19 protein-coding genes are annotated in these 22,985 nt (G+C 55.1%); 10 read left to right on the top strand and 9 right to left on the bottom strand.

Going from position 1 to position 22,985, the window contains the following annotated elements; genetic code table 11:
- Positions 1 to 12: 12 nt before the first annotated feature.
- From U738_RS07325 to U738_RS07300, 6 genes are all read right to left on the bottom strand, one after another.
- The gene (locus tag U738_RS07325) at positions 13 to 237 is read right to left on the bottom strand and encodes a hypothetical protein (RefSeq protein WP_035578829.1); all 225 of its coding nucleotides are present in this window, start codon (positions 235 to 237) and stop codon (positions 13 to 15) included.
- A 467-nt stretch (positions 238 to 704) separates the two neighbouring features.
- The gene (glpK, locus tag U738_RS07320; protein ID WP_035578826.1) at positions 705 to 2,192 is read right to left on the bottom strand and encodes a glycerol kinase GlpK; all 1,488 of its coding nucleotides are present in this window, start codon (positions 2,190 to 2,192) and stop codon (positions 705 to 707) included.
- A 156-nt stretch (positions 2,193 to 2,348) separates the two neighbouring features.
- Positions 2,349 to 3,107, bottom strand: coding sequence for a DeoR/GlpR family transcriptional regulator (locus U738_RS07315; RefSeq protein WP_035578823.1), 759 nt, complete (start codon positions 3,105 to 3,107; stop codon positions 2,349 to 2,351).
- Positions 3,108 to 3,230: 123 nt separating this feature from the next.
- Positions 3,231 to 5,189, bottom strand: coding sequence for an SLC13 family permease (locus tag U738_RS07310; protein WP_035578821.1), 1,959 nt, complete (start codon positions 5,187 to 5,189; stop codon positions 3,231 to 3,233).
- A 241-nt stretch (positions 5,190 to 5,430) separates the two neighbouring features.
- A complete protein-coding gene (locus U738_RS07305) occupies positions 5,431 to 7,644 on the bottom strand; it encodes an acetate--CoA ligase family protein (RefSeq protein WP_035578817.1) in 2,214 nt (737 codons plus the stop codon).
- Positions 7,645 to 7,696: 52 nt separating this feature from the next.
- The gene (locus tag U738_RS07300) at positions 7,697 to 8,515 is read right to left on the bottom strand and encodes an enoyl-CoA hydratase/isomerase family protein (protein WP_050713534.1); all 819 of its coding nucleotides are present in this window, start codon (positions 8,513 to 8,515) and stop codon (positions 7,697 to 7,699) included.
- 199 nt (positions 8,516 to 8,714) lie between these two features.
- Here U738_RS07300 and U738_RS07295 point away from each other — a divergent pair, with 199 nt between their 5' ends.
- Entirely contained in the window at positions 8,715 to 9,635 is a 921-nt protein-coding gene (locus tag U738_RS07295) for a MurR/RpiR family transcriptional regulator (protein ID WP_050713535.1), read from the top strand.
- A 55-nt stretch (positions 9,636 to 9,690) separates the two neighbouring features.
- Here the strand turns inward: U738_RS07295 and U738_RS07290 are convergent, their stop codons facing one another.
- Entirely contained in the window at positions 9,691 to 10,668 is a 978-nt protein-coding gene (locus tag U738_RS07290) for an NADPH:quinone reductase (protein WP_035578814.1), read from the bottom strand.
- Between the two features lie 271 nt (positions 10,669 to 10,939).
- Between U738_RS07290 and U738_RS07285 the strand changes: the two genes are divergently transcribed.
- From U738_RS07285 to U738_RS07275, 3 genes are all read left to right on the top strand, one after another.
- On the top strand, positions 10,940 to 11,695 hold the full coding sequence (locus U738_RS07285) for a glycerophosphodiester phosphodiesterase family protein (protein WP_035578812.1): 756 nt from the start codon (positions 10,940 to 10,942) through the stop codon (positions 11,693 to 11,695).
- A gap of 28 nt (positions 11,696 to 11,723) precedes the next feature.
- Complete coding sequence (nfo, locus tag U738_RS07280; RefSeq protein ID WP_035578809.1) at positions 11,724 to 12,566, top strand: deoxyribonuclease IV; 843 nt, start codon at positions 11,724 to 11,726, stop codon at positions 12,564 to 12,566.
- A 109-nt stretch (positions 12,567 to 12,675) separates the two neighbouring features.
- Positions 12,676 to 14,091: an amidase gene (locus U738_RS07275; RefSeq protein ID WP_035578807.1), complete on the top strand. Its 1,416-nt coding sequence runs from the start codon at positions 12,676 to 12,678 to the stop codon at positions 14,089 to 14,091.
- A gap of 80 nt (positions 14,092 to 14,171) precedes the next feature.
- Here the strand turns inward: U738_RS07275 and U738_RS07270 are convergent, their stop codons facing one another.
- Positions 14,172 to 14,606 carry a hypothetical protein gene (locus tag U738_RS07270; RefSeq protein WP_035578804.1) on the bottom strand — a complete coding sequence of 145 codons (435 nt, stop codon included), beginning with the start codon at positions 14,604 to 14,606 and terminating at the stop codon, positions 14,172 to 14,174.
- Positions 14,607 to 14,861: 255 nt separating this feature from the next.
- On the opposite strand from U738_RS07270, the gene U738_RS07265 reads away from it, so the two are divergent.
- The 6 genes from U738_RS07265 (at position 14,862) to U738_RS07240 (ending at position 21,863) form a co-directional block, all read left to right on the top strand.
- On the top strand, positions 14,862 to 16,580 hold the full coding sequence (locus U738_RS07265) for a proline--tRNA ligase (RefSeq protein WP_035578803.1): 1,719 nt from the start codon (positions 14,862 to 14,864) through the stop codon (positions 16,578 to 16,580).
- Positions 16,564 to 17,136: a transglycosylase SLT domain-containing protein gene (locus tag U738_RS07260; protein WP_035578802.1), complete on the top strand. Its 573-nt coding sequence runs from the start codon at positions 16,564 to 16,566 to the stop codon at positions 17,134 to 17,136. The genes U738_RS07265 and U738_RS07260 overlap by 17 nt, the downstream gene beginning before the upstream one ends.
- A gap of 213 nt (positions 17,137 to 17,349) precedes the next feature.
- On the top strand, positions 17,350 to 18,033 hold the full coding sequence (locus tag U738_RS07255; protein ID WP_050713539.1) for a Cupredoxin: 684 nt from the start codon (positions 17,350 to 17,352) through the stop codon (positions 18,031 to 18,033).
- Between the two features lie 50 nt (positions 18,034 to 18,083).
- Positions 18,084 to 20,450 (top strand): bifunctional diguanylate cyclase/phosphodiesterase, encoded by a 2,367-nt coding sequence (locus U738_RS07250; protein WP_035578800.1) that lies wholly within the window; start codon positions 18,084 to 18,086, stop codon positions 20,448 to 20,450.
- Complete coding sequence (locus U738_RS07245) at positions 20,447 to 21,361, top strand: DUF3034 family protein (RefSeq protein ID WP_231896717.1); 915 nt, start codon at positions 20,447 to 20,449, stop codon at positions 21,359 to 21,361. The genes U738_RS07250 and U738_RS07245 overlap by 4 nt, the downstream gene beginning before the upstream one ends.
- Before the next feature lie 10 nt (positions 21,362 to 21,371).
- The gene (locus U738_RS07240) at positions 21,372 to 21,863 is read left to right on the top strand and encodes a group I truncated hemoglobin (protein ID WP_081899054.1); all 492 of its coding nucleotides are present in this window, start codon (positions 21,372 to 21,374) and stop codon (positions 21,861 to 21,863) included.
- On the opposite strand, the gene U738_RS07235 is transcribed toward U738_RS07240, so the two are convergent.
- Positions 21,847 to 22,959: a GGDEF domain-containing protein gene (locus U738_RS07235; protein ID WP_050714184.1), complete on the bottom strand. Its 1,113-nt coding sequence runs from the start codon at positions 22,957 to 22,959 to the stop codon at positions 21,847 to 21,849. The two genes, U738_RS07240 and U738_RS07235, sit on opposite strands and share 17 nt — an antisense overlap.
- Positions 22,960 to 22,985: the final 26 nt, after the last annotated feature.

The following is a 22,985-nucleotide window of genomic DNA, read 5'->3' as shown; positions in this document are numbered from 1 at the left end:
GTAAGTCGTGCCCTACTCTTCATCTTCAATGCGCAGTTGAGAATCCCCTGAGAGCACTTCATCCCAGGCTTCTTCCACTGTGCAGCCTGCGCGGCTGTCCACGGTGTCGATAACCTCAACGGCATGCTGCAGTGATTCACGGTTGCCCTTCAACGCCACAACGAGTCTGGCGAGATCTTGCTTGCTGAAGGAGCTGGCGATGCTGTCGGCTTGTTGGCTCAATTCGATGCAGTTCATTAGTAATACCTCATGGTATGGTCATCCGCTGCCTAACCGCCTATCGGTTTAAATGCAGCCATCTTAATTAACGACGTATGGTGACGTTGCTACTCATGCTGGGCCGGGTAAGTGCCCAGTTCGGTAACTGCGAAACGGTCACAAGCTTTGCAAGACCTTCGCCTTTAGCGCTTGGGTAATACTGAAGCGCTATGGTTCTGTAGCAGGGATCAGTTCAGTGATTCGGGATAACGAAGCGCCCTCCTGATCCATGGCTTTACTATGGTTCACGGGAGCTATGCCCACAATGCGTCATTGGCCGCAGGGGTGGTTGTAACTCGACTACATAACCGCTTATTGGCGGTTAAGTGTGTTAAAGACTTTCATGAGGGGCGCTAAAAGCGAAGAAAGGCGGCCAATTGCTTAATTGGCCGCCGCATTATAAGAAATCGCTAGCGCAAAGCGATAGTGTGCTTAAGTAGGGGGGGCTAAGGAGTAGAGCGAACGCGCGAAACGGCGTCTAGCCAGCCTTGATAAAGCTGCTCCCGGGTGGCCTCCTCCATCGTCGGCATAAAGCTTTTCTCACAGCGCCACAGCTGCTCGATCTCTTCCAGCGTTTGATACCAACCTAAACGTAGCCCGGCTAGGTAAGCAGCGCCCAGCGCGGTGGTCTCCAAAATCGTGGGGCGATCCACCTGGACACCCAGCATATCGGCCAGAAACTGCATCACCCAGCTGTTCTTCACCATGCCACCGTCGACGCGCAAAGTGCCCGGTGGGGCCTCCATATCGTCGTTCATACAGTGCTGTAAATCGCGGGTTTGATAGCACACCGCTTGCAGGCCCGCAGCGACTATTTCAGCAATGCCGGTATCACGGGTTAAACCAAAAATGGCGCCACGTGCTTTCGGGTCCCAGTGGGGAGCACCTAAGCCGGTAAAAGCGGGCACCAAATAAACACTGTGGCCGCTACGGGTCTGCTGGGCCAAGGCTTCGGTTTCCGATGCGTCGGCAAACAGGTTCAGACCATCGCGCAACCACTGCACCGTCGCCCCAGCCACAAAAATACTACCCTCCATGGCGTAGGTCGGCTTGCCGTTTAGCCGGTAGCCAATAGTAGTCAGCAGGCGATTACGCGATAGCGACGGCGTTTCACCGGTATTCACTATCATAAAACAGCCGGTGCCATAGGTACTCTTACCCATCCCCGGCTGAAAGCACGCCTGCCCCACCAAAGCCGCCTGCTGGTCGCCTGCCACACCGGCAATGGGCAGCGCGGCGCCCAGCCAGTGCGCCTCGGTAGTGCCAAAATCATCGCTGGAGTCTTTCACTTCAGGCATAAGATTGGCGGGTATATTAAATAACTCCAGCAGCTCTTCATCCCACTCTTGGGTATGGATATTAAACAGCGCCGTGCGTGAAGCGTTGGTGGCATCGGTAACGTGCTGCTGGCCACCCGTCAGCCGCCAGATTAAAAAGCTATCCACCGTCCCAAAGGCCAATTCGCCCTGCTCAGCGCGCTCGCGAGCGCCCTCTACGTTGTCTAGCATCCAGGCGAGTTTCGTTGCCGAGAAATAGGGGTCAATTAAAAGCCCCGTTTTAGCTTGAACGACATCAGTGTGGCCTTTATCGCGCAACGACTGGCACAAATCTGAGGTGCGTCGATCCTGCCAAACGATGGCATTATAGAGTGGCTTATCGGTTTCCCGATCCCATAAAATGGTGGTTTCCCGCTGATTGGTAATGCCGATACCGGCTATTTGGTCGGCGGAAACCTCAGCGGTGCTCATTACGTCCCGGCAGGTCGCCACCACGGTTTCCCAAATATCTTCAGGGTCGTGCTCAATCCAACCGTCATGGGGAAAGTGCTGCTTAAATTCCTGCTGGGCAACGGCGGCCACCTGGCCTTGGCGGTCGAACAGAATAGCGCGGGAACTGGTAGTGCCTTGATCAATGGCGAGTATAAAAGAGGACATATCGAGTTCGCTTTGTTGTATTGTCTTTCGATTTTGTATACTTACTTTCGCTTTATTATCATCTAAGGCTACTCCAGCCATCCAAAATGCTCAAGGATGAAACGGCTACAGAGACTATAGAAGGAGTGTCTGAAAAGTCAGCGAGCGACGCTCAGGCTAGGCGATGTAAAGCGCAACATCGTGTTGATTGAGCAACCGCTGGATCGCTTCCGGTGGTTTGCGGTCAGTAAACAACGCATCCAGCTGCTCCAGATTACCTTGCCGCACGACCGGGTTACGGTGAAATTTAGAGTAGTCTGCCGCCAGATAAATGCGCCGCGAATTAGCAATAATCGCCTGTGCAACGCGTACTTCCTGGTAGTCAAACTCCAGCAGCGAGCCATCCTCGTCGATACCACTGATGCCGATAATGCCGTAGTCCACTTTGAACTGATTGATGAAGTCGATCGTTGCTTCACCGATAATGCCGCCGTCCCGGGAGCGCACCTGACCACCGGCGATAATCACAGTGAAATCCTCTTTATGCTGCAGGATGGCAGCAACATTAAGGTTGTTAGTAATAATCTCAAGGCCCTGATGCTCTAACAACGCTTGAGCAATCACTTCATTACTGGTGCCGATATTAATAAACAGTGAGGAGTGATTAGGGATGTGCTGGGCTAAACAACGGGCAATGCGCTCTTTCTCTTCCAGATGGAGCGTCTTACGCGTGCTGTAAGCGGTATTTACCGTGCTTGACTCAATGCCTACCCCGCCATGGACACGCCGGACCCGGCCTTCATCGGCCAGGGTATTCAAATCGCGACGAATGGTTTGCGGTGTAACGGCAAAATGCTCGGTGAGCTGTTCGATACTCATGTAACCGTGCTGGCGAACCAGCTCGACAATGGCATCCTGACGAAATTGTTGATTCATAAGCCCGGCCTGTTCGATTTTTATTGATATCTGAACATAATCTAGCAAAATTTTCGAAATCTAATAGCACTCTTCAAACAATTCAGCAGGTGCCAAATCGACAGACCGAGCGTTTATTTCACATCATAGCGGCCACACCAAAAGAATCATTGGCATGGCCACGATCAGTACCACAAGCGAAAGCGGCAGGCCCAGCTTCCAATAGTCGCCAAAGCGGTAACCGCCCGGCCCTAGCACCAACGTATTGGATTGGTGCCCGATAGGGGTTAAAAACGCACAGGAAGCGCTGACAGCCACCACCATCAAGAACGGGTCGAGTGAGACATCGAAGCCATTGGCTAAGCTCACCGCAATAGGCGCCATCAGCAGCGCCGCCGCCGCATTGTTGACCACGTTAGAGAGCAGCATAGAGAGTAAAAACAGCCCGACCATGGTAACGACCACCGGCCAGTCGCTGCCAAAGCTAAGCAGCGCGTTAGCAATCAAATCCGCACCACCGCTGGTTTCTAATGCTTCACCCACGGGTATCATCGCTGCTAGCAGCACGATCACAGGGCCATCAATCGCTTGATACCCTTCGCGTAACGGTAACACGCCAATCAGCAGCGAAATCAGTGCTGCAACGCTCATGGCCACTGCGGCCGGGAGTAGGTCAAACAGCATGGCCATAATCGCCAAAGCAAAAATGGCAATCGACACGGCAAGCTTGCGCGGCTGCCCCAGGTGCAACTCGCGGCTAGCCAGGGGTAAGCAGCCCAGCGAGGCCAAGCTGTCAGAGATTTCATTTTCACTGCCCTGCAATAGCAAAACGTCGCCGTTCTTAAAGCGGATATCCCGCAACCGCTGCTTCAGGCGCCCGCCATCCCGTGCAACGGCCACCAAATGCAGCCCAAACTGATGGTTTAATCGTAGCTCTCGCACGCTGCGGTTAATCATCATAGAGTCATTGCGCACCACGGCCTCGATCAACTGCAGGCCTTCGGTATCCACACGCTGTTGATCCTGTGTAGCGTCTTTCTTTTTAGCCTTATCTGCCTCTTTGTCACTGGCTGGATGCTCAGCGTCTTCCACTTCTGAATCTGCTTCGGCCTCTTCATCCAGCTCAGCAATCGCGCTAAGCCCCACTTTGTCTTCCAGCATTTGGAGTTCATCAGGCCCTGCTTCTAATAGCAGAATATCGCCATCTTCCAAGGCGCCGTGGAAGTTATACCCCGCCCGGCGGTTGTCATCGCGCACCACCGCTAACACGGGAATAGTTTCGTCCAACTCGTCGCGCAGCTGCTGTAGCGTTAAGCCTTTAGCTTTCGACTCTTCGCCTACTTTCAATTCGACTAAATAGTTGGCGGTATCGAACATTTCATCGGTAGAGGCCTGGCCACTACGCTTGGGCGTCAACCGCCAGCCTACTAAAACAATAAACGCCAGCCCCGCCAGCGCTACCACAATGCCAACAGGCGAAAAGCTAAACATGCTAAACGCCTCATCCGTCACTTCCCGGCGATAGCTGGAAATAATGATATTGGGTGGGGTGCCAATCAAGGTGGTCAGGCCACCGAGCAAAGAGCCAAACGCTAGCGGCATCAACAGTAAAGAAGGCGAGGTATTATGTTCGCGAGCTAGCCGCATAGCCACCGGTAGCAGCAGTGCCAGGGCGCCCACGTTATTCATAATGCCCGACAGCAAAACAATGGTACCTACCAGCACCAAGAGTTGGAGCAGCAGGTTCTCCCCCACTTTAAGCACTTGGTTGGCGATGATATCGACGACCCCCGAGCGCTCAAAGCCACGGCTAAGCACCAGCACAGCAGCCACGGTAATCACCGCCGGGTGGCCAAAACCGGCGAAAGCGCTTTCGGCCGGCACAAGCCCCAGCATGACCGAACCCAGCAACGCCGCCAGCGCTACTAAGTCATAACGAAAGCGACCCCATATGAAAGCGGCAAGCGTTAGCCCAAGCACAATAAACACCAGCGTGCTCGGCGCGAGCGTTAACCAGCCAAGATCTAACGTTTCAATGCCTGAATTCTCAACCCCAGAGCCCTGTGCACCTGAGCTTTCAACACTTAAGTCCTCAGCCGACATCCTTTTCCTACTCCCTTGCCCCCGTTTGATAGGGGCAGCCTACGGTTGATGCACGCCACGCCCACAGCATGACATTTCTACTGCACATTAGACGTTTACTATACACAGGTATAGCCCCTGCATACGCTAGCCTATAAAGACATCACTTCAAGGCCAAACCGCCAAATACAAAAAAGCCCGGCGAGGCCGAGCTAATGTATAGCGGTGATATACGAGGAATAACGCGAGGCTATCTATGTCTTTACTGCTCACGCTCGACAATAATGCGGGCGTCGACAATCGCATAGGGTTGGGCATGGTCTGCGGGGTATAGAACCACCGGGTTCAAATCCAGCTCCTTGATCGCTGGATACGCTTCCACAATGTGGGCGACTCGCATCAACAGCTCAACTAACGCGTTGTTATCAATCGCCGCAGCGCCGCGAACACCCTTTAAGACCTTCTGGGCTTTAATCTGCGCCACCATGGACACAGCGTTCGAGCGCGTCATCGGCAATGCGCGAAACGCTACATCCTCAAGTACTTCAACGAAAATACCGCCCAACCCAAACATTAGTACCGGGCCAAAAATTGGGTCGCGCAGCATACCAATGATCACCTCGACGCCCTTCTCGGCCATTGGCGTGACTAACACGCCTTCTATATTGGCTTGAGCATTATAAGCGTGAGCTGCGCCCATTATGGTGTGATAGGCAGCGCGTAGTTCGGCTTCACCGCGAAGGTTGAGCATGACGCCGCCAGCATCAGATTTGTGCAAAATATCTCTGGAAACCACTTTCATGGCTAGCGGCTGCTGGCCGAACTCAGCGGCGATCTGTGTCAGCTCATCGGCGCTAACAGCGACGCGCTCGGTAGGCACTTGGATACCGTGTTCCAGCAATAGCGCCTTGGCTTCAAACTCCAGCAAGTCTCGTTGCTGGAGTTTTGCCGTATCTATCAACCGTTGCCCGAGTACCCGGGGCGCCGCGTTGGTAGCATGGGCACGTTCGCCACGTCCGTTTGGAGTGCGCTCGTTTTGAGTATGTTGGTACTGAGCTAGATAGGCGCCGCGCTCAGCTAAGGCCGCCAACACGCGCACTGCATGCTCAATAGAGGCATAGATGGGTAGACCTGCTGCGTGCAAGCGCCGCAATGCGGGTGGTTTTATCGGTGCATAAAGGCTGTAAATCACTAACGGTTTTTGGGTAGCTTGGGCGAGTTCAATCATCATTTCGGCGCCGCGCATTTCATCCGCGTGCAGCGATTCATCAAAGCGCAGGCCGTAGCCGCCAAACATGCCGACCAGGAAGAGGCTATCAACGTTGTCATCTTCCGCCACAGCCTGCATACACATTGCGAGCAGTGAAGGATGGCTATCGGAAGAGCCTGCCACGTCGACAGGGTTCGCTGTCGAAGCCTGTGGGAACAGAATTTCGCGCAGCTTAGCGCGGGTGCTCTCTGCCAGCTCCGCCAGAACCAGACCGGCTTCAGCCAAGCGGTCAGCCGCAATCGTGGCCTGCCCGCCGCCATCGGCAATCACTGCCACGCGCTTTCCCGCTGCTTTTTGCAATAATCCCAGGCCTTCTGCCACGGGTAATATTTCATCGGAGTACTGGACAACGCTCACGCCTGCCTGGCGAAGCAGATCCACGCTCATTTGGTAACTGCCCGCCAGCGCGCCGGTATGCGAGCTAGCCGCTTGTTGGCCCTGCTCGGTAGCGCCGGATTTATACACCACCACCGGTTTTACTGCCGTGACCTCCCGGGCAACGTCTAAAAACTTGCGGCCATCGCGAAAGCCCTCCACATACAGGGTGGCCACGCGGGTATTTTCGTCTTCACCTAAGTAGCGCAGATAATCGTTAAAGCCAATATCACTCTGGTTACCGGGGCCTATATAGGTGCTAAAGCCCACCTGGCCGTTGTGTTGCGCCTCAAGCGCCAGCGCAAGCAGCATATTTCCCGATTGCGACACAATGCCGATACCACCGGGTTTAACGTTATCCAGCGCCAGCAAATTAATAGCGTGATGAAGGTTAAACATACCGGAGGTATTAGGGCCAATAATACGCACGCCGTGTGCCTGGGCTTGCGCCATCATAGCCTGTTCCAGCAACACGCCCGCAGGCCCCGTCTCCGCAAAACCGCTGGCAAGCACCACCGCACCTTTAATGCCCTGTCGGCCACATTCGGCAATTAGCCCAGGCACGCTCACTGCAGGTGTACACAGCAATGCCAGCGCAGGGGTATCAGGAATCGCAGCGATGGAGGACCAGGCTTTAATGCCTAAAATCATCGTGGCTTTGGGGTTTACCGGATAGATCGCACCGCGATAACCGCCTTTTATGAGCCCCACCATGGCTTTGTAGCCGCGCTTAGTGGGATCAGCAGAGGCACCGATCACCGCGATACTTTGAGGCGCCAAGATAGCGTGCAGCGGGCTACGTGAAGGAAGGTGGCCTTCAATAGGGTTCATGATAGTTACCTACTTAATATACGAGAGCGTGAAGGAGCCCAGCTAATAGGGGCTACTGACCTTTGAAATTCGGCACTCGTCGCTCGGCAAAGGCATCTACGCCCTCTTGCCAATCCTGGGTGGTGGAACAGGTAAAGACGGCATCCAGTTCTTGCTGAAGCTGGCTTTCCAGATCGGTATGCCCACCACGATTTACCAGCGGCTTAAGCAGCGCCATGGAAACCGGCGCCTGTTGGGCTAAGCGCCCTCCCAAGGCCAGCGCTTCGGGCATTAACTGCGCCAGGGGATAGTGGCCAAGCGCAAGGCTAATGCGTTTAGCCTCTTTGCCGGCTATTTTCTCACCGGTAAACAGCAGCCGTCGGGCTTGGCTTAAGCCCACCAGTTGGGGCAGCAGCTTGGAAACCCCGCCGCCGACACAGGTGCCAATGCTGGTTTCGGGAAAGCCGATCTCGGCGTTATCTGCCATAAGGATAAAGTCACAGGCCACGGCCATTTCAGCCCCCGCCCCGAGGGCGTAGCCATTAATTGCCGCGATAACAGGTTTCTTGAGGCGAAGAATGGCGTCGCATACATCGTTGCCCAGCTGAAGATACTGCCGCCGCTGATAAAGCGTGCGGTCTGCGCCGCCATGCTCTTTCATATCCGCACCCACGCAAAACGCTCGCCCTTCGCCGGTTAACACAACGGCGCGCACCTTTGGCGACCAATCAGCAAACGCCAGCACGTCGATTAAATCGGTATACAGCGCCTCCACCACCGCGTTTAGCCGATGGGGTCGATTGAAGCGTATTTCTAAAACACGATCGTGCAGGGTAACAATCAGCGTTGGGTAACTCGGCAGTTGCGCAATCGCCGCGGTGTCAGTCGACATAAAAATTTTCAACCTAAAGCGTGGAAGGGCTATTAAACGAGAGAAATAGAAACATACGTTTCTAAAAACAACACTGAAAGGCACATACGTTTTAAATAACCATAAAGCAATGCTGAACCCGCCGTCAATACATACGTACCGAGATACGTTACTATTGGCACAATCGTACTCACGACAGTCCATTTTTAAGGAGCAAGACGTGCCCTCCTCTAAACATTTGTCACAGGATGCCGATAGCACGCAGCCAAATGCGCGCTTGGCTGATATCAATCATCAGCTTGCCGAGACCTACCCAGCGCTTAGCCCGCAGCTAAAATTGGCCGCGGGCTATGTACTGGAACACCGCATGGAGATTGCGTTTCAGTCGATCCGTAAAACCGCCAGCGCCGCGAACGTGACGCCTTCCACGCTGGTGCGTTTAGCTAAGCGGCTTGGCTTTGAGAGCTACGAGCAGTTTCGTGAGGTGTTCCAGTCTGCCGTTCAGGCCGCTCCCGTCGAATTCACCGGCCGGGCTAATAAATTGCGCGATCAGGCGAACCTGCCGGATGACCCGTTATTTTTAGAGGTAGGGGACGCCGCACTGGATAATATTGGTCGGCTGTTTACCGTCGATAATCAAGCGCGAGTACGCGAAGCCGCCCAACTGATATTGGCGGCGCGTAGTGTTGCCGTGGTGGGATTTCGCGACACCTTTGCCTGCGCTTATCACTTTGCTTACGTGGGGCAAATCGCCATGCCAGGGGTAACGCTGATTCGCGGTTTAGAGGGAGGTTTACTCACCGAGCTGGATCGTTTTAATGAGCAGGATGTGGTGGTGATCTTTGGCTTTGAGCCCTACTGTGCTGAAACGGTCAAGGCGCTTGAGATCACCCGCGCTAACGGCGTAAAGGCTATTGTGGTGACCGACACCTTACGTTCGCCTTTAGTCCCCGGCGCGCGCATCACCTTTAACGTTGCCAACGCCACGCCGCACTTTTTCCCTTCGCTGCTTGCGGCGATTACCTTATGCGAAGCAATCTTGGCCGAGTGCGTCGCGTTCGGGCCCGACAATCTGGTCGACAATGTGGCCAATTTTGAAACACGTATGCGCAAGCTGGGCGCTTATGTGAAGGTAAAATAGCAGAAGCCGCCTAAGCGGCTTCCAAATCAGCTATTTTAGCAGGGCTAATATAAGGCTACGGCAGTAAAATAGTAGACCCTGTGGTTTTACGGCTTTGCAGCGCATCTTGAGCTTTTCCGGCTTCTGCCAGCGAGTACCGATTGGCGATATCGATGTTAACTTTGCCACTTTCAAGCATGGCGAAGAACTCTTCGCACATCATCTCCAACCGCTCGCGGGTGTCGGCGTAACCGTTAAGGCTGGGGCGAGTCACGTAGAGCGCGCCCTTCTGGTTGAGAATACCGATATTAACGCCATCCACCGGGCCAGAGGCGTTGCCAAAGCTGACCATCAGCCCACGGGGTTTTAAGCAGTCCAGCGACATTTCCCAAGTGTCTTTACCCACCGAGTCATACACTACATCGCACATATCGCCGTTGGTGAGCTCGCGTACACGCTCAACCACACTCTCTTCGCTGTAGTTGATCGTCGCCCAGGCGCCGTTGGCCATGGCTAGATCCGCTTTCTCCTGGGAGCTAACGGTACCGATCAGCTTAACACCCAGCGACTTCGCCCACTGGCAGGCAATCGACCCCACCCCACCAGCCGCGGCGTGAAACAGAATGGTCTCGCCCCCTTTTAGTTCATAGGTTTGGCGCAGCAGATACTGCACGGTTAGGCCTTTCAGCATACTCGCCGCTGCGGTGTCGAAATCAACGAAATCGGGGAGTTTGACCACTTTAGCCGCAGGCAACGTATGCAGTTCGGCATAGGCGCCCAAAGGGCCTTGGGCATAGGCCACGCGGTCACCCACGTTTAGATGTGTGACACCTTCGCCAACCGCATCGACAACACCGGCGCCTTCGGTGCCTAGCCCAGACGGCATAGAGGGCGCTGGATAAAGCCCGGTGCGAAAATAGATATCGATAAAATTAAGGCCGACAGCCTTATTGGCAATACGCACTTCTCCCTGGCCGGGTTCAGCGGGAGTAACGTCGACCAGTTCAAGCACCTCAGAACCGCCGGTACTGGCAAATTGGATTCGCTTAGACATGAGTATTTCCTTATGAATTATTGAGTTTGTTCATGGTTAACATGGCAACAGGTGTCGTTATACAAGCGTGTCGCGGCGTTTAAATCAAGCTAGCACGCTAGCGTTTTTTTACCTCTATCTTTTAATGAGCAGAATTTAAGGGCTAGGTTTTAAGGATCAGGGTCTAAGGATCAGGACTTAAAGATCAAGCCACGAAGGCGATGAAATCCTGCTGTCATGCACTCATGCTAGTATTAGCGCTCTTTTATCGTCTAAGGCTTAGAGATTTGTCATGACGCATCCCGCCATTCAAGTACCCACACTCATTGCCCACCGCGGCTACTCCGCCGCCGCCCCAGAAAACACCCTAGCAGCGGTGCGCGCAGCCCACCAAGCGGGGGCCACATGGGTCGAGCTGGATGTGCAACTACTGGGTGACGGCACCCCGGTAATTTGGCACGACAGCGATGTCGCACGTTGCTCAAACGGCCGCGGCGGGCTGGCCTCCATGGATTGGACCAAGGCGCAAACCCTGGATGCAGGAAGTTGGTTTGACGACCATTTTGCGGGTGAGAAAATGCCCAGCTTGGCGCAAATGCTGGCACTGCTCAACGAGCTGGAAATGGGCGTGAATATGGAAATAAAGGTCAACAAGGGCCGCGACCCCATCGCGCTGGTTGAACGCGCGCTGCCGGAAATGCTGGACACGCTCCCCCCCGAGCGTTTGATTATTTCCTCCTTCAATGCCAGCGCCCTTACCCATTGCCGTCAGTTCGCCAGCACAGAACGGCTGGCCCTGGGCGTGCTATTCGGCAGCGTGCCGAAAAGCTGGCGTGAGCAGTGCGAGGCCATTGAGGCGTTCAGCGTGCACCCTCACTGGCCACGCTTAAAACGTGCCCAAGCCGACGCCATGCAGCGCGATGGCTATCAAATATTGTGCTATACCGCCAATGACCCCAGCGCCTTTCATAGCCGCTGGGCGTGGGGTATCGGCAGTGTCATCACCGATGAACCCGCCGCGTTTAAGCGCTTTTTAGATAGTCACTGATAAACTCAAACACTGACAGGAGTCGACCGTGAAGTACCTAGGAGCCCATGTGAGCGCTGCTGGCGGCGCAGACCAAGCCGTACACCGGGCGGTGGCAATCGGCGCAGACGCCTTTGCGCTATTCACTAAAAATCAACGCCAGTGGCAAGGCAAGCCACTCACCGATGAAGCGATCCAAGCCTTTCGCGATGCCTGCGCCGAGCATAGCTTCGCCCCCGAGCAGATTCTGCCCCATGACAGCTATCTGATTAATCTTGGCCACCCGGAGGAGGAAGGTCTACGCAAATCCCGGGATGCCTTTCTGGATGAGATGCAGCGCTGCGAGCAATTGGGGCTGACGCTGCTTAATTTTCACCCCGGCAGCCACTTAAATAAAATCAGCGAAAGCGACTGTTTAAAGCGTATTGCGGAATCCGTTAATGAAGCACTAGCGCATACCCAAGGCGTCACGGCGGTGATCGAAAATACCGCGGGGCAAGGCACTAACTTGGGCTGGCGCTTTGAACATTTGGCCGAAATCATTGCCCACGTAGACGATAAAACACGCGTTGGGGTGTGTATTGATACCTGCCACGCCTTTGCGGCGGGCTATGATTTGCGCACGACAGAGGCCACCCAAGCAACGCTCGATGAGCTAGGCAGCGTTGTGGGCTTTGAGTATCTGCGCGGCATGCATTTAAACGATGCCAAAAGCAACCTTGCCAGCCGCGTGGATCGCCACCATAGCCTGGGCAAAGGCAACATTGGCCTGCCCGCTTTTACCGCTATCATGCAGGAGCCACGGATTAACGGCATTCCGATGATCCTGGAGACTATTGAACCGGAGATCTGGACTGATGAAATCGCTTGGCTGCGCGCTCAAGCATCCTGAGCGATAGCTAAATAATGTACTCAGCGTTCAGCGGTTTTTGCACGCCCGGTAATGCTTGCCTACGCTTAAACTCCTTTACCCAAGCCCCAGCCTACGTAAGGAGTGTGCAATGAGCGATACCGATCTCGGCAGTTTAGATGCCCAGACCCTAGCTCACTTGTTTGAAAGCCGCGAGGCCTCCCCGCTAGAAGTCACCCGCGCCGCTCTTGATCGAATCGAGCGCTTCAACCCAGACGTTAACGCCTATGTGTATGTCGATGCTGAAGGTGCGGAATCGGCGGCCAAAGCCTCGGCGCGGCGCTGGGGGCAAGGCAAGCCGCTAAGCCCCATCGACGGGGTGCCGGTATCGCTTAAAGACCTGACCCAGGTGGCGGGCATGCCCTGCCGAGAAGGATCGTTAACCTCTTCTGAAGCGCTATGCGACACCGATGCGCCACCCGCGCGCATGCTGCGTGAAGCGGGCGCCATCCTGCTAGGCAAAACCAACACGCCCGAATTTGGCTGGAAAGCAGTAACGGATAACCGTGTTTTTGGCGCCACGGCCAACCCCTGGGATACGCGTTTAACCCCCGGAGGCTCTTCCGGCGGGGCCGCCGCGGCCGCGGCGCTCAATATGGGGGTGCTGCACCAGGGCGGCGACTCAGGCGGTTCTATCCGGATTCCCGCTGCATTCACCGGGGTTTTTGGCTTTAAGCCTACCTTTGGCTGGACGCCCCAATGGCCGCCAGCTAAAGAGCCCAGCCTATCGCACCTGGGGCCATTAACGCGCACCGTTCGAGATGCGGTGAGTATGTTAAACGTGATGGGCCGCTATGATTACCGGGACCCTTACGCCACCCGCGGACAGCCTGAAGACTGGGGTGTCGATTTAGATAAAGGCTTAACCGGGCTGAGGATTGGCTACTCAACTGATCTTGGCTACGCGAAGGTAGACCCGCAAATTGCCGAACGCGTGCGCGAAGCGGCCAATCGGTTGGAGGCATTAGGCGCTGAAGTGGTCGACGTGCATCCCGGCTTTTCCTCACCGCTGGATACCTTTCGCAAGCTATGGTTTACCGCCTCTTTAGAACAGTGGTCACAAATGGATGACCACCAGCGTACGCTGCTAGATTCAGGCATGATAGCCAATGCCCGTAAAGCCGAACCCTGGAAAGCCGTTGAACTGTTTCGTGCCTTGGCAGATCGCGCGGAATTAACCCAGCGCCTTGAGCACTTTAACCAAGAGTACCATCTGCTGATGACGCCCTCGGTGGCGATACAGCCGTTTGAAATAAACCAAGAAGTTCCGCCAGGCAGCGATATGCGCGACTGGGAAGAGTGGGCGCCCTTTAGCTATCCCTTTAACCTGAGCCAGCAACCCGCCGCGTCAGTGCCCTGTGGCTTTACCGACAACGGTTTACCGGTGGGCTTCCAGCTCGCGGGCGGCAAATATGATGATGTGCGCGTTTTGCGTGCCTGCCATGCCTACATGGAAGCGCACCCCCCGCGTTTTCCTAGCGTTCCCAACCCTGCCCAGTACGCTTAAATTGCAGCGCCACAGATGTGCATAAAAAAACCCAGCCGGGCATAACGCCGGGCTGGGGTTTATGCTTTCGCAGCGTAGTCTTACATCGCTGAAAGCTTCTCTTCATCCAGTACGCCTGACATGCGCACCATGGCGAGCGCTTCATCCAGGCTGCCCACTTCTTCCATCATTACCAGTTCGCTCTCTAAACTCACCGGCTGACCGGCTGTTTCAGACAGCAGTTTTTCCAGAGAAGCGACATCCATAGCGTCGTCCAATTGGTGAACATCCACTGAGGCGCTGTTGCGGCCCGGCAGGTAGATGGTGCCATTAGAGAAATCCACGGCGTAGGCAATCACTCCGGGTACGATAAAGAACAGCAAACCCACCCCATTGGCGATAGCAATCACCGGATCAATATCACCGCTTAATTGGCCTTTACGCTCAGGATGAAAAAGCGTACCACAACCACTCAGTGACACGATGGAAGCGCCAACCACGGCGCCAGTCAACCAGCGACGAACTGCTTGATGCATGAAGGTTCCCTCAAACAAAAAAGTAACGATAGTCGTCGATATAGCGCATTGCGCTTGGTTTTTTTGCCGACTATCGCGCCATAAAACTCGATAAGTTTAGCACAGCCATTTCAAAGCATAGATGATTTGGCGATAAGGACTATTTTGCCGCTTTAACCGCTAGGCCGTACAATGCCTGCATTCAACGCTTTTAAGCACTTTTTCAAGAACTAATTCTCAAGAACTTTTTTCAAGAACTAAGGAATGCTCACGCCCATGCGCGCCAGCCAATTACTGATTGCCACTCTAAAAGAAACCCCGGCTGACGCCGAAGTCATTAGCCACCAGCTAATGCTCCGCGCCGGGATGATTCGCCGTTTAACCTCGGGGCTTTACACCTGGCTGCCACTGGGCCTGCGCACGCTGCGCAAAGTGGAAGCCATTGTGCGTGAAGAGATGAACCGCGCAGGTGCTCAAGAGGTACTCATGCCCGCCGTGCAGCCCGCCGAGCTATGGCAAGAGTCTGGCCGTTGGGAGCAATACGGTCCCGAGCTGTTACGCCTCAAAGATCGCCACGATCGCGACTACTGCGTCGGCCCGACCCACGAAGAGGTCATCACCGACCTGGTACGTAAAGAGATCGCCAGCTACAAGCAGCTGCCGGTTAATTTCTACCAGATCCAAACCAAATTCCGCGACGAGATTCGTCCGCGCTTTGGGGTAATGCGCTCACGCGAGTTCATCATGAAGGACGCTTACTCCTTCCACTTGGATGAAGCCTCGCTGAAGCAGACCTATCAGGATATGTACGACGCCTACACGCGCATTTTCACGCGCCTTGGCCTCGACTTCCGTCCGGTAATCGCCGACAACGGTTCCATTGGGGGTACTGGCTCCCACGAATTCCACGTGCTCGCGGATTCCGGCGAAGACGATATCGTGTTCTCCACCTCTTCCGACTACGCGGCCAATATGGAAAAAGCCGAGGCTCTGCCAGCACCGCTTGGCAGCCAGGCAGCCCGCGCTGAGCCCAGCGAAGAGATGCACCTCGTTGACACCCCCGATGCCAAAACCATCGCAGCATTGGTTGAGCAGTTCGAGCTACCGATTGAGAAAACGATTAAAACCTTAATGGTCCACTCGGCTGAAGGCGGCTTGATTGCGCTACTGGTTCGCGGTGATCATGAGTTAAACGAGGTAAAAGCCGAAAACCTACCCCAGGTCGCCGCGCCGCTAACCATGGCCAGTGAAGAAGAGATTCGCGCTGTGGTTGGCGCTGGCCCCGGTTCACTTGGCCCGGTGGGCTTGAAAATGCCGGTGATTATCGACCGTAGCGTAGCGCTGATGAGCGACTTCGGCGCGGGTGCCAATGTGGATCACAAGCACTACTTCGGCATTAATTGGGAGCGCGATGTGGCCCTGCCCGAAGTGGCCGACCTGCGCAATGTGGTGGAAGGCGACCCTTCTCCCGATGGCCAAGGCACGCTCTCTATCAAGCGCGGGATTGAGGTTGGTCACGTCTTCCAGCTTGGCCAAAAGTACTCCCAGGCCATGAACGCCAGCGTACTGGGCGACAACGGCAAAACCAGCCACCCGTGGATGGGTTGCTACGGCATCGGTGTGACCCGTGTGGTCGCCGCCGCCATTGAACAGAACCACGATGAATCCGGCATTATCTGGCCCAACGCTATTGCGCCCTTCCAGGTGGCACTGGTGCCAATGAATGCGCACAAATCCCAGCGTGTACGCGAAGAGTCTGAACGTCTTTACCAAGCGCTCACTGCCGCAGGCTTAGACGTCTTACTGGATGACCGCGACACCCGTCCCGGCGTTAAATTTGCCGATTTGGAACTGATGGGCGTTCCTCATCGCCTTGTGATCGGCGACCGCGGCCTGGACAACGGCGAACTGGAATATAAAGGTCGCCGAGATAGCGAAGCCACCATGGTGCCTGCGGATCAAATCATCGACTTTTTGCGTGAGAAAGCTAGCTAAGGTAGTAACGCTTAGCGGGGTCTTGCTGAGCGGCGCTGGGTTTGTAGCGACAAGCCCAGTTGCTGCTCTACCCCAAACCCTGCGCCCTACCCTTGAAGCCGCTAATCAGCAGCATCAAACGCCCCAACAACGCTGGGTAGCGCGTCAGTGGCGTGAACGTATGGACACGCCACTGGCGAGTTTTATGGAGGATGCCGCGCAGCGTCAGACGCTACTAACACGCCTCTATCAAGAAGCCAGGCTGGCAGGCTTACCGCCGGATTTGGTGTTAGCGTTGATACAGGTGGAGAGCGCCTTCAAAGCGGATGCTGTCTCCTCGGCAGGCGCCGTCGGTTTGATGCAAATCATGCCTTTCTGGGTCAGCGAGCTAGGGCTGCCAATTGACGACTTGACCGACCCGCCGCGCAATCTGCGCTATGGCTGTACGATTTTGGCCCACTACCTGGCCATTGAGAATGGCGACTTTACCCGGGCACTGGCACGCTACAACGGTAGCTTGGGGCAAACCTGGTACCCGGAGCGGGTGATGCATGCCTGGCGGGATACCTGGCGCTAATCAACACAACGTTAAGCAACGCACTCTTCATCGATAAAAGCTAACTTGAGAGCTGGTGCCAGTAGCTGGAACGGTGCTTAGCAAAAACAAAAGCAAAAGTGTTAGCTTACCGTTAAGCCAAACGCATGACTTTCTTGGCTAATCCATCCACTATTAAGCCCAACACAGTGCTGGCGAACTACGAGCTAGCTTAATAAGGGGATGCCTGTCTCAATGCCAAAACAACAATGTCGCCCATGTATGGGTTTTATCAGTACATACGCAGCCCCGCTAATTGCACTGGCGATAATCCCCCTACTTGGCTCCACCGCTAACGCCGCGCAGATAACGGTTCGCAGTGCTGACGGCCAACCGCTTGAGGACGCCGTCGTTGAGGTTTACTACGACACAGCGGCAGGCAACCCTCCTCAAGAAGAGAACATCTATCAGCGCGATGCCGCCTTTCACCCCAAGGTACTCACGGTGCCTACCGGCAGCTATGTCGCCTTTCCCAATCAGGATACAACCCGTCATCACGTCTACTCTTTTTCATCCGCCAAAACCTTTGATTTAAATCTCTACCTGCAAGAAACGCCGCCGCCGGTTCAATTTGACCAACCCGGCATTGTCGTTTTGGGGTGCAATATCCACGACCATATGCAGGCTTTTATTGTTGTCAGCGACGCCCCCTATGCGGCGACAACCAATGCTGAAGGCTCGCTTGCCCTGCCTACGCTGCCATCTGGCGAGCATCGCGTGCGCGTTTGGCACCCTCAACTCGATGATAGCCAGCAACTCTGGTGGGAAGGCAACGTTAGCGATACCGACCAACTAGACGTCAGTTTGGAACTCAACGCGCTCCCTCCCCCAGCGCCAACGCTCTCGCCCCTTCAGCAGCGATTTAAAGATGCCAATTAAGCCCCTACCAACGTTCGGGAAATGGCGATCCGCCACTTAGTGAGGTTGCTATGCGCTTTAGAACGCGCCTGATGCTAGTGCTACTGACCGTGGTGATTGTCTCGCAGCTCGCCACCGGCGTGGCATTTCTTCGCGCGACCCAAAATGACGTCATTGCGAAAGGCTCCCAACGTTTAGAGGTGGGCGCCAATGTATTGGCACAACTGCTGGACGCCCGTGGTGAACAGCTAGCCAATAATGTCGCGATCCTCGCCGATGACTTCGGTTTTAAAAGCGCTGTTTCCACTCAGGATACCGAGACCCTCTACTCTGTGCTGGCCAATCACGGTGAGCGTGCCAAGGCCGATATCGTGTTGCTCAGCGGTCTCGATGGACATATTTTAGCCAGCAGCCATCACGCACAAAACAGCCCCATGCCTTTCCAGCAGCTATTCGAACGAGCTCGCCAAGAGGGCGAGGCGGTTAGTGTCGTCATAGCAGATGGGCAACCTTATGAGTTTGCCCTGCTACCCGTACGTGCGCCCAACCTGATTGGCTGGGTCGGCATGGGGTTTCTAATCAATCAGGCGGTGACGGAAGAGATTAATGCATTAACCGGGCTGGACATTAGCGTGGTTAACTTCCGCGCTAACCGTGAGATCAGCTACCTGGCAAGCACCCACGATGAGCAGTTAGCCCAGCAGTTAATCAGCGGGCGTGGGAGTGAGCTCATCGAAGGCGACTACACCCTACACAGCCAGATGACGCCGGATGCTGAGTACCTCTCCTATGCGAGCCAGCTCTATTCCGACGACGCTAATCACACCTATGCGCTGCTGCAACTCTCCCGCAACGAGCTACTCGGCGCTTACCGTTCATTACAGTGGCAGCTGCTGGGCATTATTGCCCTGATCTTACTGTTTACCGTGCTGATTGCCATGTGGAGTGCACGGAGCATGAGCAAACCGCTAATGGAGCTGGCGAAAGCGGCACAGCGCATTGGACGCGGCGAGCGTTTCACCGAGTTACCGATCGGTACTGAGCGCAGCGAAACCGGGCTACTGGCGTCGACACTACTCGCTATGCAGGAGGGCATCGCTCAGCGCGAGGCCACGCTGCATCACCAGTCCCGCCACGACTTACTCACCGACCTGCCCAACCGCATCAGCGCCCAGGAGGATATTAGCCTTTTGATCCAACGCGGCGAGCCTTTTACCCTGCTGCGTCTGGCGATTAATAACTTCCGCGATATTAACGACACCTTCGGCTACGCGCTGGGGGATCATATGCTGGTCACCCTGGCCAAGCGCTTACAGCACTTAGATGCTGATAGCACAGCCTACCGGCTTGATGGTGATGAACTGCTGCTCCTGGTGAAGCAGTCGAGAACTGACTTTGCCTGGCGGACACGCCTTTTCACCACCTTGCACCAGCCTATCGACCTTGATAAATCCCCCGTCACGCCGTCACTCTCGGCGGGTGAAACCAACTACCCCGACCACGGCGACAGCCCGCAACTGCTGCTGCGTCGGGCCGATATCGCACTGGATATGGCGCGCCGCCAGCGCCAGCCCCACCAACGTTACTTAGAGGGTCAGGATGAGCACCATTTACGCCAGCTCACCTTGATTCGTGACCTACAGGACGCGGTGAGCAACGGTGAGCTATGGATGGCCTACCAGCCTAAAGTAGACACACGCAGCGGCCATGTTAATCAGTGTGAAGCGTTGATGCGTTGGCGCCACCCGTCGCTGGGCTTTGTACCACCTGATGAATTTATTGGCTTAGCTGAGCGCTCGGGAAGCATCCGCATGCTCAGTCAGTGGATGTTGGCCAATGTCTGCGCCCAGCTGCAGGCCTGGCAGCAGCGTGGTTACCACTTATCGGTAGCCGTTAACCTCTCCGCCAGTGATGTGATGGATCGCCAATTAACGACTTATCTGGCTAACCTACTTGAACGCTACCGCCTTGCCCCCGCCCGCCTGAGTATCGAGGTCACTGAAAGCGCTGTCATGCAGGATGTAGATGCCGCCATGGCCACGTTGACGGAGCTTAACCAGTTGGGGCTGCGTATCGCCATCGATGATTACGGCACTGGCTACTCCTCTCTGGCGCAAATCAAACGCCTTCCCGTAGACGAACTCAAGATCGACAAATCCTTTGTATTGGCGATTGATTCGCAAAAAGATGACTTAACCATTGTCAGCTCGACCATCGAAATGGGCCACAGTTTAGGACTGCGTTTAGTGGCCGAAGGCGTTGAGAATCTCGCCAGCGCAGAGCTGCTGAGCAAGCTCGGCTGTGACTATTTGCAGGGCTATTGGATTGCCAAACCAATGCCCGCTGACGAGCTCCCCGCTTGGTTGGATAATTTCACCTCGCTGTCGTTGCCCCACCCGATGTCTTCCATACTAAAGATGCTCCAGAGAAAGCCATGATGTTATTTCAATCGGTGTGTTCACTGCACCGTTCAACCTTTCGGCACTTCCTTTCCGGCTGCCTGGCGCCCTGCCTAGCCCTGCGATTAGCCCCGTGCTTAGCGGTCTATTTAGCGCTTGCGGCCGCTCCATCGTTTGCCGGTAGCCGTATTGTAGGTACGGGTGGGGTAAGTGCTATTGAAGGGGCCGCAGGAGGCGGATTATCGCCTTGGGCCGTGCTATCCAGCACCGCAAGCGAGCAGGAAATAGGCGTAACGGCTGCCGCCACTCGTGCCTGGGTGGACGACTACCGGCTAACGGTGACCAGCGCCAGCGTGAATATTTATGATCGTGTTGAAGTCTCAGCGGCTCGTCAAACCCTTGACTTAGAAACCCTGGGTGGCGAGCTAGGCCAGGATATTTACGGCGCAAAGGTGCGCTTATTCGGCGATGTGCTCTACCACCCTTGGGGCATTTGGAGTGCTGGCGTACAGCATAAACGACTGGTGGATGGCACTATTCCCACCGCCCTGGGGGCCGATGAAACGCGCGGTACCGATGTATACCTTAGCGCCAGCAAGCTGCTGTTTAGTGCGGTTGCTGGACGCAATGTTCTGCTCAACGCCACCTTGCGCAACACCGACGCCAACCAGGGCGGCCTGCTCGGCTTTGGCGGTGATCAGGGTAGCCGCTCGTGGGTAGCCGAGGGCAGCGTGGGCGTCTTTATGACCCCGCAGTGGGTTGTCGGAGCCGAGTATCGCCAGAAACCCGATAACCTAAGTGTGGCTAAAGAGGACGATTGGCAAAGCCTCTACACTGCCTACTTCTTCAATAAGCACTTATCACTGACGGGCGCCTGGTTGGATTTAGGCGACATTGCCGGTCTACCTTCTCAGCACGGCGGCTATCTTTCACTCCAGGCAGCTTTTTAAGCGGGGCGCTATGATTGATCAACGCAGCACCTATCAAAACAAAAGCTATCAAAGCAAATACACTCGTGCACGTGGTTGTTTAATAGCGCTTACGTTTGCCGCGCTCACATTGACACTCGCTGGCTGTGTTCATCAGCCAACTCAAACGACGCTCTACGAGCGCCTGGGCGGTGAAACTACGATTGATGCAGTGGTTGAGAACCTGTTATACCGAATTGCGGATGACCCTGAGGTAGTGGTGTTTTTTGCTAACACCAACATAGATCTGTTTGCCGAATCGCTAGCCAGCCAGCTGTGCGATGTCAGCGACGGCCCCTGCCATTACGATGGCCCGCCAATGGATCGAGCTCATCAACATATGGGGCTGACGGATGTGCATTTTAATCGCTTAGTGGAACATCTTGATGCCGCCATGCAGGAGGAAGACATTGCCCTTGGCGCGCGTAATGAACTACTTGGCAGACTCGCGCCCATGTACGCCGACGTTATGCGTCTTCAGTAACCTGCCAGCCGTCACGGCCCATCGTTTTTACCCGGTAGAGTGCTTTGTCAGCGGCTTCGTAGGCGTAGGAAAACGTTGCTTCATCGGCCACAAAACAGCTGCCGCCCACGCTTAACGTCACGCCTTTTTTATCCGGATGGGCGGGATGCGTAAAGTCAGCTTCACGCAGCCCTTCAATTAACTGATGACAGTAGCTCTTTAGCGTATCAATGTCTGGGCAATGGAGTAGTGCCGCGAACTCATCACCTCCCAAGCGATAGAGCTGCGCTTTATCATTCAGCGTTTTACCAATCAATGCAGCCAACTGGCGCAACAGGGTATCGCCTTGCGGGTGCCCGTAGGCATCGTTGTACTGTTTAAAAAAGTCGATATCGACCAGAATCAGCCCCAACGATTGATGCTGCTTCGCCAACACATCCTGGTGCAAAGCGCTGCGATTGCCTATCCCAGTGAGCGGGTCGCGCATGGCACGCTGCATCCACTCGAAGGTCTCCTGAGTGGCGCGATCCGTGCGCCGCAGCTGGCGCTCGTGAAGCCACCAAAATAACAACCCCATCACAAAGATTAATAAACTGGAGTAAGTCAGCACTAGGCTATGCTGGCGGGTACTTTCTGAAAAATCATTAATCGCCGCACCCCGGCGATCAAGCTGATCCATCTCAATGTGGGTTAAGCATTGAATCGGTGCGAACAACGCCATCGCCGCAGCGACACGGTCAATGTCGCGTGCCGCTAACGAAGCCACCAGCCGATCTAACTCCGTCAAACTAGGCTCGGAACAAGCATATTCACGCCGATATATGTGCATATCGGCTAAACCGTAGGCCAAGTCAATATCCATGGTGGCAGCATCCAGCGCTTCTAGCTCTGGCTGATCGCTCAAGAGCTCGGACTGGGCATTTTGTAGGTAGACCCGTGCCCGCGTAGAGAGCTGCTGGCCTGTAAGACTCCCCGTCTGGCTGAAGTACGCCTGTATTTCGGGGTAGACCCAGCGCGATTCATAAACTATCAACACCATAAGCGCCAAAAAGCTCATCAAGCTCAGCGACAACCACGTAATGTAGCGATGCTGGCGCGCTAGAGGCCGTGGTTGCATCGTTGGCTGCGCAGCTAGCTTGGGTT

It is taken from the genome of Halomonas sp. TG39a, assembly GCF_000744395.1.
GTDB lineage: Bacteria > Pseudomonadota > Gammaproteobacteria > Pseudomonadales > Halomonadaceae > Vreelandella > Vreelandella ventosae_B.
Note: the sequence above shows the minus strand (reverse complement) of the source record. Positions and strands in the feature narration are given on the sequence as shown.

What these genes read in the sequence shown, in the direction of transcription:
- U738_RS07325 (WP_035578829.1), bottom strand. Translation starts at nt 237, where the DNA reads ATGAACTGCATCGAATTGAGCCAACAAGCCGACAGCATCGCCAGCTCC.
- glpK (WP_035578826.1), bottom strand. Translation starts at nt 2,192, where the DNA reads ATGTCCTCTTTTATACTCGCCATTGATCAAGGCACTACCAGTTCCCGC.
- U738_RS07315 (WP_035578823.1), bottom strand. Translation starts at nt 3,107, where the DNA reads ATGAATCAACAATTTCGTCAGGATGCCATTGTCGAGCTGGTTCGCCAG.
- U738_RS07310 (WP_035578821.1), bottom strand. Translation starts at nt 5,189, where the DNA reads ATGTCGGCTGAGGACTTAAGTGTTGAAAGCTCAGGTGCACAGGGCTCT.
- U738_RS07305 (WP_035578817.1), bottom strand. Translation starts at nt 7,644, where the DNA reads ATGAACCCTATTGAAGGCCACCTTCCTTCACGTAGCCCGCTGCACGCT.
- U738_RS07300 (WP_050713534.1), bottom strand. Translation starts at nt 8,515, where the DNA reads ATGTCGACTGACACCGCGGCGATTGCGCAACTGCCGAGTTACCCAACG.
- U738_RS07290 (WP_035578814.1), bottom strand. Translation starts at nt 10,668, where the DNA reads ATGTCTAAGCGAATCCAATTTGCCAGTACCGGCGGTTCTGAGGTGCTT.
- U738_RS07285 (WP_035578812.1), top strand. Translation starts at nt 10,940, where the DNA reads ATGACGCATCCCGCCATTCAAGTACCCACACTCATTGCCCACCGCGGC.
- U738_RS07275 (WP_035578807.1), top strand. Translation starts at nt 12,676, where the DNA reads ATGAGCGATACCGATCTCGGCAGTTTAGATGCCCAGACCCTAGCTCAC.
- U738_RS07270 (WP_035578804.1), bottom strand. Translation starts at nt 14,606, where the DNA reads ATGCATCAAGCAGTTCGTCGCTGGTTGACTGGCGCCGTGGTTGGCGCT.
- U738_RS07265 (WP_035578803.1), top strand. Translation starts at nt 14,862, where the DNA reads ATGCGCGCCAGCCAATTACTGATTGCCACTCTAAAAGAAACCCCGGCT.
- U738_RS07255 (WP_050713539.1), top strand. Translation starts at nt 17,350, where the DNA reads ATGCCAAAACAACAATGTCGCCCATGTATGGGTTTTATCAGTACATAC.
- U738_RS07250 (WP_035578800.1), top strand. Translation starts at nt 18,084, where the DNA reads ATGCGCTTTAGAACGCGCCTGATGCTAGTGCTACTGACCGTGGTGATT.
- U738_RS07245 (WP_231896717.1), top strand. Translation starts at nt 20,447, where the DNA reads ATGATGTTATTTCAATCGGTGTGTTCACTGCACCGTTCAACCTTTCGG.
- U738_RS07240 (WP_081899054.1), top strand. Translation starts at nt 21,372, where the DNA reads ATGATTGATCAACGCAGCACCTATCAAAACAAAAGCTATCAAAGCAAA.
- U738_RS07235 (WP_050714184.1), bottom strand. Translation starts at nt 22,959, where the DNA reads ATGCAACCACGGCCTCTAGCGCGCCAGCATCGCTACATTACGTGGTTG.